Genomic DNA, 12993 nt, shown 5'->3' on the forward strand with positions numbered 1-12993 from the left:
TCGCGGTGGGGGGGCGGGCTCCCGGGGGGGGGGGCCGCGGCTTCGGCGGCCCCCCCGGGGGGGGGGGGGGGGGGGGGGGCGGGGGCGCCGCCCGCGGCGCGGGGGGGGGGGGGGCGGGCCCCCCCGCGGGGTCCTGCGGCGCCGCCCGCCGGGTGGCGGGCGGCGCGCGCCTCACAGGTAGTCGTCGCTCCCACCGGTCGTGGCCACCGGGTCGGGCCGCCCGGGGGCGGTGGTGCGTACGGAGTCCTCGCCGAGGGAGAGGCTCAGCCGGTCGGTGAGATCGACCCGCCCGGTCGCCGTGAGCCGCTCCCGGGTGCGGCCGCCGTTCCTGCGCAGCACCGCGCCCCCCTCGGGGCTGCGCTGCACGGCGTACCGGCCGTTGGTGCGCCGTTCGATGCGCGGGTTGCTGTGCGCCTCGGCGATGTCGAACGCGTACCACTGCTTCTGGCCGTGTCCGGCGGTGTGGACGCCGAGCACGTCGCCGTCCTCGGAGAGTAGATGGAGCGTCAGCCCGTGCGGGTCGCGGCGGCCCCGCCGCTGCCGGAGCCAGGCCAGCGCCACCAGGACGCCGACGACGATCAGCGCGACGGCGCCGACCAGCACCCACCAGTACCGGTCCAGCAGGCTGGGTTCGGGGGTGACCTGGACGGACAGCGGGGTGCGCACGAGGGTGCGGTCGCCGTCGGTGGCGTCCTGGACGGTGACGGTGCCCCCGATGCCCAGGGGGCCGTCGTCGAGCCGCCCGTCGAAGGACTTCTCCGGCCCGATCCGGAGCCTGATCTCATGGGTGGAGGACGCGCCGGGCTTCACCACGATCTCGGCGGGGCTCACGGTGAGCAGCCCGGCCCGGACGTCCGCGAGGGACAGCTTCAGGGTGTGCGGGGCGTCGGTGGTGTTGGTGACGGAGAGGTTCGCGGTGACCGTGTCCCCGGGGTGGCCGTCGCCGCGGACCGGGCCGAGGGCGGTGGTGACGGGCAGGGCCCCGGGGGCGACCTGGCCGCCCTCGCTCCGGGTGTCGGCGCTGAGCCCGGAGGCGGTGAGGGTGCCGCTGACCTTCAGGGCCCCGTCGGCGCTCTTCGGGACGGTGACCGTACCGCTGAAGGAGCCGTCGCTCCTGGTGGGGTCGGGCCCCTTGCCGTCGTCGGTGAGCCGCAGGGGCAGCGGGGCGAAGCCGTCGCCGGTGAGGCTGCTGCTGACCTTCAGTCCGGCGTAGTCGGCCGGGTCCTTGATCTCGTAGCCCTCACGGGTCTGGAGCCGCATGGTGACGGTCGCCTTCTCCCCGGCCTGCGGGGAGGGCGGGTCCATCGTGATGGAGCCGCGCAGCTCCCCCTGCCACAGGACGCTGACGCCGACGGGCAGCGAGCGGTGGCCCTCGGGGGCCTTCACGTCGACCTTCCACCGGCCGGGCACCGGGTCGACGATCTTCAGCGCCTCCACGGTGCCGCCGCCGCCCGCGAGTTCGAAGGTGGAGTCCTCGAACTTCCCGGCGGTGGGCACCTTGTTGCCGAGCGGGTCGGTGTAGGTGACGGTCACCTCGGGGGTGCCCTTGTCGACGACGATGCTGCCCACGGTCGCCAGCGGCGAGATGGTGATGGGCAGGGTGGCGGGCGGGCGCTTGCTCGGACCCGCCTCGTAGCGCAGGCAGTGCGCGGCGGCGAAGATCTTCTCCAGCGCCCGCCCGACGTCCTTGGCCCCGGAGACCTTGCGGGCGGTGGGGCGGGCGGACGGCAGCTCGACGCAGCCCTTCTGGAAGCCGCCGGCGGCGATCTTGTCGAGCTGCTCCTTGTCCGGGTCGGGACCGAAGCCCAGCGGCCAGATCTGTACGTTCTTGGCGGCGGCGTTCTTCAGCTCCAGCTCCAACTGCCGCTTCCCCTCGGCCTCGCGGTGCGCCGGGTCGCCGTACTGGGGGCTGCCGGTGACGTCCATCTCCCCGTCGGTGAGCAGGAACAGCACCCGGGGGACCGACGGGTCGGTGCCCGAGCTCAGTTCGTGCACGCCTTGGCGGATCGCGCTCGGGAAGTCCGTCCCCGTGCCCTCGCTCTTCTTGCGGCCGCGCAGTTTCTCCACGCAGCCCCCGACCGACTCCCGTCCTGCCGCGTCCAGTCGGGTACGGGGGCACACGGGGTCCACCGCCCGCTGGTCGGCGGATTCGGCGGCGGCGAAGCCGAACACGCTGATGTGGGAGGTCGCCGAGACGTCGCCGAGCGCGATCCGGGCGGCGGCGGCCTTCTCCGCCTTGATGTCCGCGGGCGCGAGGCTCGCGGACTGGTCGACGGCCACCGCGTAGTTGACGGAGGCGAAGGCGGGCGCGGCGGCCGCGGCGGGCTCCGGATCGGCGGCGGCCGGTGCCGTCAGGGAGGTGAGCAGGGCCGCACCGGCCAGGACGGCGAGCGCCGCCCGCCCGGCCCGGCCGGTGCCGGTCGGGCCTCTTCTTCGGTCATTTCGCACGACCGTCCCCTTTTACTGTCGTTGCCGTGTCTGCGTGTCTGCGTGTCTGCGTGTCTGCGTGTCTGCGTGGCGTGTCTGCGTGCCTGGTGGTGTCGCCAGGTGCTTGCATGATCACTCTGTGTAGTCGTCGGTGGTGTGCCCCTGGACGCGGCACACCCGTGCGGGGCGGTCAGCGCCCGGCCAGGCTCCAGGCGAGAGCCAGCGCGGCCGCCGGGGCGAGCGTGGCGACCGCCCAGCGGATCGCCCGGTACTTGGCGGACAGGATGGCGCTGACGTCCACGGCCTGGACGAGCAGCCAGCCGACCGGGTCGCGGCCGGCCTCGGTGACGCGTGCGGTCAGCACGTCGTAGTCGAACGGGGCCAGCAGGTCCCCGAAGTAGGTCACCCCTTCCCGGTCGCGGACCGTGCCCGTACGCGGCAGGAGCGCGCGGACCAGGGCGGCCACCGCGACCACCCACAGCACGCCCGCGGCCACCAGCGCCAGGTCGCCGGGGCCCCGCCAGTCGGGCGAGCCGTGCCGCCCGATGAGGAAGGCGGGCAGGGCGAGCGCCCCCGAGAGCAGCACGGCCGCCTTGGAGTCGGCCCTGCCGAGGTCCTCCCGGACGGTGACCAGGAGCCGTTCCGCGATGCGTTCCCCCGCCCTGTCCGGCCCGTGCTGACCCCCGTCCGGCACCGGCACGGTCGGGGCGGGGGAAGTCCGTGTGGTTCCGTCGGCGCTCATCCGTCGCCCTCCACCCAGCCCCAGCCGTCGTCGCGGTTGCGGTCGCGCGGCGCGGGCGGTTCCGGTTCGGCGTCCCGGACGGGCGGGCGGGGCTGCCGCACGGGAGGCTCGTCCGACACCCACTCGGGCGTGAACGGCTCGTCGCGGGCGGGCGCCAGCTGGCGGGGGGCGCGGCGGGCGGGCCGGGTGCCGATGGCACCCTGGATGCCGAGGTGCTGCCGGCTGAGGTCTTCGAGTACCTGGGTCTCGATCCCGTCGGAGTGGATCTGACCGTTGGCGATCATGGAGATGAGCCGGTCGACGCGGTCCTTCTCGTCCTGCCGGCCCTCCTGGCGGATCTTCTCCAGGAAGTTGTTGGCCTCCTTGGGGTTCGCGGCCAGAATGTGGCTGAGTTGGTCCAGATCACCGCCGCGCAGCATCCTGAGGTAGTTCTCCTGCCGCATCCGCGCCAGTTCGTCCTCGCTCCGCTGGCTCCGGACCTTCTCCTCGTGGCCGATCGTCCGGTCGTCCACCCGCAGCCGTACGTACAGGCGCACCCGCAGTCCGAGGTCGGTGCCGAGGTCGTTCCATTGGCCGGAGACGCACGCCTGGGTGATGGCGGTGCGGGCCTGCTCCGCCTGGTGCACCGGGTGCTGGGCGGAGATCTCCCACAGCCGCTCCAGGGTCGGCGCGGTGAGCCGCTCGGCGACGTCGGTGACCACCTGCACCGCCACCAGGTGCGGGTCCTCGACGGTCCACTGGATGTCCACCTCGGCCTTGAAGAACGTCGCGCCCCCGGACGCGGGCAGCTCCATCTTCAGGGTGGTGACGAAGGTGCCGGTGGCGATCTCGCAGATGGTGTGCGGCCGCGCCAGCGGCGGCTTGTCGTAGTGGTCGATGCCGGAGACACCGGCCACGCTGTAGCCCCGCCGGTAGAACAGCACCGACGTGGTGCGGGCGCCGCCCTGCCGGAACGGGCCCGTCGGCGTGTACTCCCGCAGGAACGGGCCCGCGGGCCGCGAGGGGTCCACCGCCCCGTTCTCCGCCCCGCCGTTCTCCTCAGCCATGACTCTCCTCCTCTTCGGACCGCCGCTGCCGGGCGGGCACGGCGAGCCGCCACAGGGCGCGCGCCCGTTCCTCGGCGAGCGGACGGTCCTGATCCCTCATCATTCGGCGCAGCAGCCAGTCCAGCCGCCGCCGGTCCTGCTCCTCGGCGGTCAGGGCGGGCAGCAGCACGGCCAGCCCCTCCCGCGTCCACGCGCGGCCGTCCTTGCGCGAGGCGGAGCGCAACAGGGTCTCCAGGGCGTCCAGCGCGACGTCCCGGGACCGGGCGGTGTTGAGCGCCGTCCAGAACAGGTCGGCCAGCTTCCCGGTCAGTTCGGGCCGGGTCGCGGCCAGCGCGAGCAGCAGTGGCCAGTCGCCCCGGTCGCCCAGCGGGGTGCCGGGCTCGTCGTCGAGGACCTCGTCCACGTCGGTCAGCGCCAGCCGGACGATGCTCACCAGCGCCAGGTCCTGGTACTCCTCGCCGCGGTGCCCGGTCCAGTCGGCCAGCCGCCGCAGCACGGTGGCGCACTCCGGGAGCGTCAGCAGCCGGACGACGTTCAGCGAGGCCACGGCCAGCTGCTCCCCGTCGTCGCGGACCCCGATCCCGGCCAGCGTGTCCAGGGTGTCGTCCATCGAGTCGGCGGAGCGGCCGTAGCCCAGCGCCATGGCCGCCGTCCAGCGCAGGGCCGGTGTGCCGTGCCGCGACCAGTTGTCGACCACCTTGCGCACCGCCCGGCGGTGCGAGGCGTGGCCGGCGGCCTGGTCCAGCGCGGTGGCGGCGAAGACCCTGCGGCGGGGCGAGGGAGCTTCGGCGAGCGGCCGGATCAGCTCCGCGTACCCGTGCTCGAAGTCGCGTACGGACAGCTCCCCGGCGGCCACCGCGGCGCGCATCGACACCTGGGGCCGGGGGTCGTCGGCGAGCAGGCGCAGCCAGCGGACGACCGGGGCGCGGACGGGGAAGTGCCGGTCCCAGAGCTCGGCGAGCACGGCGGCGGGCAGCGCGGCTCCCCGGTAGAAGATCAGCCGCCCCGTCACCTCGCTGCCCGCCACGTCGACGACCCCGTCGGCCGGACGGGCGCGCGAGAGCGCCAGGTCGGATTCCGGATCGTCGCAGAACAGGGGGCGCGCGGGGGTGCTGTCCGGATCGCTCTGTACGGACAGTTCCCAGGTCAGCAGGTGGGCGGCGGCGGACACCGCGCTGTGCGACGCGCCGCCGAGGACCGCGAGCGCGATCCGGAACGCCACCGGGTGGAACAGGGCGGCGGTTCCGGAGCGCACGGGCGTCCGGCCGTCGCCGGGCGGCGGGGCGGCCAGGGCCCGGTCCACCCCGGCGAACCACTCGTACGCCTGGACGGCCGCGAGACCGCGGCAGCCGGACAGCAGCTCCTCACGGCCGACGGAGCCCAGGAGATGCCCGGCCAGCAGCGAGGCGAACAGCTCGGCCTCGGCGGGCCGCAGGTCGTCGAGGCCCACCGCCTCGGTGACCTCGGGATCCTCACGGAGCTCCGCCGCACGCTCCAGCAGCCGGGAGAGCGACCCGTCGTCGTCGGGTCGGCGGCCCTGGCTGCGGCCTCCGCCCTGGCTGCCGTCCAGGCTCCGGCCGCTGTCCCCGCCCTGGCTGCCGTCCAGGCTCCGGCCCCGGTCCCCGTCCCGGTCGGCGTGCCCGTTCCGGCCGCTGTCCCCGTCCCGGCCCCGGGCGGAGTCCCGGTCCCGGGCGCTGCCCCGGGCGGAGTCCCCGTCCCGGTCCCGCTCCCGGGCGGAGTCCCCGTCCCCGACCCGGTCCCCGTCCCGGCCCCGGCCCCGGGCGGAGTCCCCATCCCGGTCGGAGTCCCCGTCCCGGTCCCGGTCCCGGCCCCCGTCCCGGTCGGCGTGCCCGTTCAGGCCGCTGCCCCCGTCCCGGTCCCGGTCCCGGTCCCGGGCGGAGTCCCCGTCCCGGTCCCCGTCCCGGTCGGACTCCCCGTCCCGGTCCCGGGCCCCGTCCCGGGCGCCGCCCCCATCCCGTGCCGGATCGCCGTGTTCCTCCTCCAGCCGCTGGCGCAGCCGGACGGCGACCAGTTCACGGGTGGGGGCGGGCGGGCAGATCGCCCCGTACCGCCCGGCCAGCAGCGGGTTGGCCGCCGAGCCGACGCTCACCACGACCACCGCGTACGAGCCCTGCTCGGCCAGCGCCGAGGCCAGCTGGTCCAGGTCCATGCCGTCGGGCGGCAGGGTGCCCGGCCGGTCAAGGGACGCCTCCAGCAGATACCCGGTGCCGCGCGGCCGGCCGCCCTCCCCGCCCACCACCTGCGTGGTCAGCCCGCGAACCCCTCGCTCCGGGTCGGCACGGCGCACCCGCTCGCTGTTCTGCCCGCCCCCGCCGTCGCGGGTGACCTCCTCCAGGAGCGCCAGCGCGGTGCTGGCCCGGCCGGTGCCGGGGGCCCCGCCGAGCACCAGCAGCCGACGGGCTTCCAGCGCCCGGCGCAGCCGTACGTACCCCTCCGGCTCGATGTGGGTCCGGCGGATCCGCAGCAACTCCTCCTCCAGGACCGGGCCGTCGCGCATCGAAAGGCCCGAACGGCGGGCGTCGAGGCCGATGTTGATGTCGCCGATGTGGAGCCGGCCGACGTCGGAGCGGTCGAAGCCGATGAGGTCCCGGCCGCTGGCGAGGAGCTTCTGTCCGGACCGCCGGGCGCGCGTGGCGGCGGCGGCGTCGGTCGGCTCCTCCTCCCCCTGCTCCTCGGCGAGCGGGTCGCGGGTCCGGTCCTTGAAGCGGTCCGCGGCGCGTTCGCGCTCCTTCTCCCGTTCGGCGGCCTCGTCGTCGGCGGAGTCGGACGAGCCGGACGAGCCGGACGAGCCGGAGGCGTCGGAGGCGTCGGAGGAACCGGGCGCGTTCGGGCCGTCCGGGGCGTCCTTGGCCTTGTCGTCCCCCCGCGCCCCACCGCGCGGCGGGGCCTCGGGGGAGCGGGCGTCCTTCGCCTTCGGTGCGGCGGGCTCGGCGGGACGCTCGGCCACTGCTTCGTCGGCCATGCTCAGTCCTTCCGGGGGTCGGCGCCGGTGACGCGGCCGATGTGCACGGGCTGCTGGTAGACGTTGTGCTGGTGCACGGACAGGTCACCCCGCGCGGTGTACCGGGCGGACGCGTCCCCGTCCTCGTCCTCCTCGTCGTCCCGGTCGTCCCGTGCGCGTTCCGGAGCGGCGGCGGCCGGAGAGGCGTCCGCCCCCGCGGCCGGAGCCCCGGCCGGTCCGGATGCCGTCGGGCCCGGCTCCTCCGGGGCGATCGGCCCGATGCCCGGCGCGGGCCGACCCGGCAGGTGGAACCAGGCGGAGACCTCCCCCTCCTTCAGGGCGAGCCGCGCCCGGGAGAAGCGCGCGGGCTCGATGAACTTGCCCCCGGCGGAGACCACGTCGACGTAGAGGGAGTCGGAGACGGCGAGCACCAGATCGGCCTGTTCGCGGTCCAGCAGCTGCCGGGCGACGGACGAGTCGGCGAGCCGGCAGGTCAGATCGACCGCACGCCCGCTGATGCCCCGGCTGTCATGGCGTACGGGACCGACGTGCATGGCCACCCGCAGCCCGAGCGGCACGAGCAGGGAGCGGTTCTCCTCCCGCAGGTTCTCGTGGACCTCCACCATCCACAGGCCGAGCAGCCGCGTCACCGCGATCCGGCCCGGGACCGACACCAGCACGCCGTCCCCGCGGTCCTCCATGTGGACGGCGTCCCGGCCCACCCCGGCCTGGGCGAACGCGGTCTCCAGGACCCGGTAGATCCGCTCCCTCATCCGCGGCTTGTCCGCGTCGCCGTACTGCCCGGAACGTCTGGCGTCCACGCTGATGACCAGCTCGTAGCGTGCCTCTCCGGCATCCAACGCGTCGTGCTCCACCGCGTGTCCCCGTTCTCTCTGCGCTTGCCGTCCCGTACAGCTTCCGGCCCGGGACGAAGGCCGTCTGTAGCCGTTTACACACGGCGGGGCGTTCAGTCCCGGTGTCCCTCCGCGAGGAGAGCGAGCAGCGCGGGGTCGAGGATCTCCACCATGCGCGTACCGGTGCGCACGATCTTCTGGGTGCGCAGCAGCCGCAGCGCCTTGGCGACCGCTTCACGGGTCGCCCCGACGGTGGCGGCCAGTTCGTCCTGGGCGAGGTGGACGACGGCGCCGGTGGCCCCGGGGCCGGGTGCGGACGGCGCGTAGGGGCCGGTGGGAGCGGTCCGGGAGAGCTCGTTGAGCCGGCTCGCCAGGCGCTGGAGGACGGTCAGGGAGGCGAGGGCGGAGCGCTCCTGGTCGGCGCTGCGCAGCCGGAAGGTCAGCTGCCGGATCACCAGTCCGCTGACCCGGGGGTGGGTGGCGAGGAACCGGCGGAACGCGTCGCCGCCGATGACGGTCGCCTCGACGGTCCCGAGGGCCCGTACGGTGGCGCTGCGGGGATGCTGGTCCAACGCGGCCATTTCTCCCAGGAGTTCCCCGGGGCCCCGTAACCCGAGTATGAGCCGGGGGGCGCCGCGGTCGGTGACGTGCGAGACGGTCACCCAGCCGCGCTCCACGATGACCACATGGCCGGTCCGGTCGCCCTCGGTCAGGAGCGGGGTGTCGGCCGCGTACTCCTTGCGGTGTCCCAGGGCCATGACGCTCTCGTACTCCGGGGCGGTCAGAGCCCGCCCGAACGCCAGCTCATCGCCGAGCAGCCCCATGGCCACTCCCCCCGCGGCGGTATGTATGGCCCGATCTCGTTGGCGTAGATGTTTGCAGAACCACCCCTTGAGGGGAGTGAATTGCGCCACACGTGCACTACGCATGAGTAACCGATGCGTTGCCTGGTCGGCGGCGGTGTCCGCCGAAAGTGCCTTCTCCGCATCCGCGTGGTGGAGGGGAACCGCCCGTGGGGCCCCGGACACCGTGGGTGCGCCGGGTCGAGTCCCTGACCGGCGGAGTCGTGGCGGGGCGGGGGCGCGGCCACGGAGCCGCGGTGGGGCGGGGCCGGGGTTACGGGTGCACGGGCGAGTTGGCGAGAACTAAGGTTTCGTCCCGGCATGCCGACGGCCCCGGGAACACCTTCCCGGGGCCGGCGGAACGTACGGTGCGGAGCGCTTCAACGCGCAGCTGGACAGAGCTAGTTGGCGTCCACCAGGTGGTGGGCGGGGACCTTCACGGTGCGGGCGCCCTTCTTCCCTCCGAGGACGACCTTGCGCAGCGCGCTGTTGTTGTTGTGGTTGGTCTCCTTGAGCCGGTTCTCCGGGTTGGCGAGGACCTGGATGTAGTACGTGCCGTTCGGCAGGTCCGTGATGTCGAAGGACTGGCCGGGCAGGTCCTGGGTGTAGGTGTCACCGGAGCCGACGTCGAGCACCTCGCGGACGGAGATCGAGTTCTCCTGGCCGCACGCGGTGGACAGGTCGGTGTTGTCCGGGTGCCAGTTGGCGTTCTTCACCGTGTAGTCGACGGCGTCGGTGTTGGCCAGGCAGAACGCCTCCTTGCCGCTGCGCACCGACTCCTTCTGGTCGGCCTTCAGCAGCCGGTAGCTGGCGAAGTCCGTGAAGTGCCAGTGCTCGTGGCCGGGGCGCGGGTCCCACTCCATGGTGCCGGTCGGGGTGTAGCCGACCTGCTTGCCGGCGGCGTCGTAGAAGTACTGGTAGGCGTCCATCAGCTCCTTGCCCGGGGAGCGGAAGCCGTCCACGACGAGCTTGGCCGGGCCCGCGTTCCACACGTTGGCGCTGAAGGCGAGGTAGTCCTTGCCGGGCACCTCCTCGTAGCCGTCGCTGACGGTGATGCCGTACGCGGGCAGCGAGCGCAGGTCGGGCTTGGGCACGTCGGGCACGGCCGCCTTGCCGGTGGGCCGCTTCGCGTTGGGGCGGGCGCCGGGCGCCTGGCGCGACCCGTCGGTCTGCCCGGCACGGTCGCCGACCTTGGCCGCGGCGAAGGCCTCCCGCTGGAGCGACTCCTTCTTCAGTGCCCAGGGCAGGGCGGCCGGAGCCGGCGGGTAGGGCCCGTGGCCGACGTTGAACGTGGAGCCGGCGCCGGTCGTCCGGGCGGCGGGGGCCTCGGTGCGGGCCGGGGCGCCGTGCGCGTGGGCGGAGGGCGCTGCGGGCGCGGCGGCCTTCCTGTGCCCTTCGTGCCCTTCGTGTCCTCCGCTCTCCCCGTGACCCTGGTGCGCGGACGCGGCGCTGCGGCTGCCGGCGGGGACCGGGGGCGGCTCCTCCCAACTGCGCTCGCGCACGGTGACCTTGACGGTCCGCGTCTGGTCGGCGATGCCGAAGAGGTCGCGGTACTTCTTGGTCACGTTGATCTTGGCGGTGTACGTACCGGCGGCCAGCTGGACCGGCTTGGAGTAGTAACCGGCGTAGGTGTTGGACGCCCAGCCGTTCTCCACGCCCCACACCGAGCCGAGGGTGAAGGGGTTCACCGGACAGCTCTGCGGATACTTCGAGTTGGCGGGGGCGTCCGGCCGGACCCGCCCGGAGGCGTTGTTGGGGCAGAACGCCTCGGTCTGGCTGAGCACCGTCTTGCCGGCCGCGTCGGTGAGCTTGATCTGCGCGAAGTCCGGCAGCCCGGAGAAGTCCTTCACGAGCCCGGCGGGGAGCGCCTTGGTCGTGGTCTTCTTCCCGTTCCGGAAGACCTGCGAGGCGACGACCGGGTCCTTGTAGGACTTCCGGGTCACCTTGAGCTCGAAGGCGCCGTTCTCGGAGGTGAGATACGTCCCGAGATCCAGATAGACGCCCGGATCCTCTTTCCAGGAGTCGAGCGTCACCGAGGTGGAGGCGGCGATCAGGCTGAGCTTCGGCGTCGGCTCCGCCGTCTTGGCGTCGGGCGCGGCGGCGACGACGCCCGCGGTCACGGCGACGGCCGCGGCCACGGCGATCGAGGGGCGGGTGAGACGGTTCGTGCGGCCCTGCGGGGATCTGGTCATCATTCCTCGTACTTCCGGCTTCCGGGTGCGTGACGGAACGTGGACGAGCAGCACGGCCCCAACTCACCTGTGGCGACGCTGTGTCCGGACTGTGAGAGGCGGCACGGTGCCCCGCAGGTTGTCTGCACTCACCCGGGCGGCCCACAGTTGTCCGAAAAGTACCGTCCGGGTCTCCGTAGCGGAGCCCGGCGGGAAGCCTCGGCGTGGCTACTGCGCAGCGGCTCTGCCGGACGGCACCCTCACGCGCTTTTCGGCCAGGGGTGCCGGCAGCGGACCGGCTCGTTTCGTGCGGCGCTGGGTCACGGCGCTCTCGATGCGGGTGATGCCGTGCAGTGCGGCCAGCTCATCGGTCACGTAGGTGTGCAGACCGCTCACGCTGCGGCACTCCACCATGACGAAGACGGAGCTGGGCCCCGTGGTGAGGGCGGCGAACGCGACCTGCGGGTGCCCGGCCAGCGCCTCGGCGACCGCCCGGAGCCCGGCCGGAGGCACATCGAGCCACAGGAGCGCCTCGACGGGGTGGCCGAACAGGGCGGGGTCGATCTCCACCTCGAACGCGAGGACCCCGGAGTCCCGCAGCTGCCCGATGCGCCGCCGCACGGTGGATTCCGAGCACCCCGTGGCCGCCGCCAGCTGACCCAGGTCGGCCCGCGCGTCCTGCGACAGGGCGCGCAGCAGAGCGGTGTCGGTCGAGCTCAGCACCGGTACGGCTGCCGCCGGGTCGGCCGGGGCCGCCCGGGGCGGCAGCAACAGGCGTTGCTCCGCCTCGCCGAGGGCGTCCAGCCGCCCCGCCCACCCTCCGACACCGGCGACGGGCCGCAGCACGCACGCCGCGGCGACGTCACGGACCCCCGCCGTGCGGGCCAGCTGCTCGAAGAACGAGCGCCGGCCGTCGTCGCCGGGCGGCGGCGTACGGACCATGCAGGTGAGTTCGGTGCCGCCCACCAGCGGAGCGATCCACGACGTGTCCTCCCGCCGCGCGAGCAGCACGGCGAGCGTCTCCACCGCTTCGGGCGCACAGCGGACCCTGACGATCCAGTCCAGCATCCCGGTCCGCCCACCGTCGACCAGCCCCACGACCCGAAGGGCCAGGCGCGACCGGAGCCGGTGGTAGCGGCGGGCCACGGTGCGCTCCGGTACGCCGACGGCGGTGGCGATGCGGCTGAAGGGCAGACGTCCGTCGAGCTGGAGGGCGTGAATCAGCCGGCGGTCCAAGGCGTCGAGCGTGACGGTTTCCGTCAACGGGCCCCCTCCTCGTGTCCGATTCCGGCGAACTCCGCCCCGAACGCGTCCCGTTCGGACTGCCCCGGGCCGACACTGCCGGTGACCACGGGCCCGTACGCCCACCCGGGAAGCGCGGAAGCGCGGAGAAGGAGAACCACCACGATGCTGACCGTACTCCCGATCCGGTACGTCGCCGACGTGGCCGCGTCACGACGCTTCTACACGGGCCTCGGCCTGGCCCTCCGCCCAGAGCCGATCGTGGACGTCTGGGTCCAACTGTCCGCCGCGGCGGGTGCGGTGGGAATCCACGACGCCGCGGTCTCCCAGGGCCGCCCGCCCGGTACCACCGAACTGGGCTTCACCACCGACGAGCCCCTGGAGGCGGTGGCGGACCGCCTGACGGAAGCCGGTTACGCGTACGACCTGGTCGACGAGAACTTCGGCCGCAGCATCCGCGTCACGGACCCGGACGGCGTGATCGTCCAGATCCAGGAGATCGACAGGGACACGGTCCGGCGGGCGGCGGAAGGAAGGCGCGAGCCCCGCCCCTGACGCGACCGGCACAGCCCGACCCGCGCGCGAAGGACGCGGCGCCGCCCACCAGCACGCCCCGGAGGTGACGCTGCCCCCGCCGGCGGGCGAAAGAGGCGGTGCGGCCCCACCCGCCGTCCCGACAGTGCATCCGTCTCACCACCCACTCCCGG

Annotated in this window: 10 protein-coding genes; 1 reads left to right on the forward strand and 9 read right to left on the reverse strand. The window is 74.1% G+C overall.

Going from position 1 to position 12993, the window contains the following annotated elements:
• Positions 1-171 precede the first annotated feature (171 nt).
• From ACIQRW_RS34165 to ACIQRW_RS34205, 9 genes are all read right to left on the reverse strand, one after another.
• Complete coding sequence (locus tag ACIQRW_RS34165; RefSeq protein ID WP_403768100.1) at positions 172-2448, reverse strand: VWA domain-containing protein; 2277 nt, start codon at positions 2446-2448, stop codon at positions 172-174.
• 169 nt (positions 2449-2617) lie between these two features.
• Positions 2618-3169, reverse strand: a complete 552-nt coding sequence (locus tag ACIQRW_RS34170; RefSeq protein WP_403768103.1) for a Pycsar system effector family protein — start codon at positions 3167-3169, stop codon at positions 2618-2620.
• Positions 3166-4215 (reverse strand): hypothetical protein, encoded by a 1050-nt coding sequence (locus ACIQRW_RS34175; protein ID WP_403768106.1) that lies wholly within the window; start codon positions 4213-4215, stop codon positions 3166-3168. Before ACIQRW_RS34175 ends, ACIQRW_RS34170 begins: the two co-directional genes overlap by 4 nt.
• The gene (locus ACIQRW_RS34180; protein ID WP_403768109.1) at positions 4208-7198 is read right to left on the reverse strand and encodes a hypothetical protein; all 2991 of its coding nucleotides are present in this window, start codon (positions 7196-7198) and stop codon (positions 4208-4210) included. The genes ACIQRW_RS34175 and ACIQRW_RS34180 overlap by 8 nt, the downstream gene beginning before the upstream one ends.
• A 2-nt stretch (positions 7199-7200) precedes the next feature.
• On the reverse strand, positions 7201-8052 hold the full coding sequence (locus ACIQRW_RS34185; protein WP_403768112.1) for a hypothetical protein: 852 nt from the start codon (positions 8050-8052) through the stop codon (positions 7201-7203).
• Positions 8053-8144: 92 nt separating this feature from the next.
• On the reverse strand, positions 8145-8855 hold the full coding sequence (locus tag ACIQRW_RS34190; RefSeq protein ID WP_403768115.1) for a Crp/Fnr family transcriptional regulator: 711 nt from the start codon (positions 8853-8855) through the stop codon (positions 8145-8147).
• A 419-nt stretch (positions 8856-9274) separates the two neighbouring features.
• Positions 9275-11068 carry a lysyl oxidase family protein gene (locus tag ACIQRW_RS34195; protein WP_403768118.1) on the reverse strand — a complete coding sequence of 598 codons (1794 nt, stop codon included), beginning with the start codon at positions 11066-11068 and terminating at the stop codon, positions 9275-9277.
• 204 nt (positions 11069-11272) lie between these two features.
• A complete protein-coding gene (locus ACIQRW_RS34200; protein WP_403768121.1) occupies positions 11273-12307 on the reverse strand; it encodes an Lrp/AsnC family transcriptional regulator in 1035 nt (344 codons plus the stop codon).
• Entirely contained in the window at positions 12304-12450 is a 147-nt protein-coding gene (locus tag ACIQRW_RS34205) for a hypothetical protein (protein WP_403768124.1), read from the reverse strand. The genes ACIQRW_RS34200 and ACIQRW_RS34205 overlap by 4 nt, the downstream gene beginning before the upstream one ends.
• Position 12451: 1 nt before the next feature.
• Between ACIQRW_RS34205 and ACIQRW_RS34210 the strand changes: the two genes are divergently transcribed.
• Positions 12452-12841, forward strand: coding sequence for a VOC family protein (locus tag ACIQRW_RS34210; protein ID WP_403768127.1), 390 nt, complete (start codon positions 12452-12454; stop codon positions 12839-12841).
• The last annotated feature ends 152 nt before the right edge of the window (positions 12842-12993 follow it).

It is taken from the genome of Streptomyces sp. NPDC091287 (assembly GCF_044768525.1).
Taxonomy (GTDB): Bacteria; Actinomycetota; Actinomycetes; order Streptomycetales; family Streptomycetaceae; genus Streptomyces.

Bases quoted from the DNA above. Each gene is read 5' to 3' on its own strand.
- ACIQRW_RS34170 (WP_403768103.1), bottom strand. From the start codon at position 3,169: ATGAGCGCCGACGGAACCACACGGACTTCCCCCGCCCCGACCGTGCCG.
- ACIQRW_RS34175 (WP_403768106.1), bottom strand. From the start codon at position 4,215: ATGGCTGAGGAGAACGGCGGGGCGGAGAACGGGGCGGTGGACCCCTCG.
- ACIQRW_RS34180 (WP_403768109.1), bottom strand. From the start codon at position 7,198: ATGGCCGACGAAGCAGTGGCCGAGCGTCCCGCCGAGCCCGCCGCACCG.
- ACIQRW_RS34190 (WP_403768115.1), bottom strand. From the start codon at position 8,855: ATGGGGCTGCTCGGCGATGAGCTGGCGTTCGGGCGGGCTCTGACCGCC.
- ACIQRW_RS34195 (WP_403768118.1), bottom strand. From the start codon at position 11,068: ATGATGACCAGATCCCCGCAGGGCCGCACGAACCGTCTCACCCGCCCC.
- ACIQRW_RS34210 (WP_403768127.1), top strand. From the start codon at position 12,452: ATGCTGACCGTACTCCCGATCCGGTACGTCGCCGACGTGGCCGCGTCA.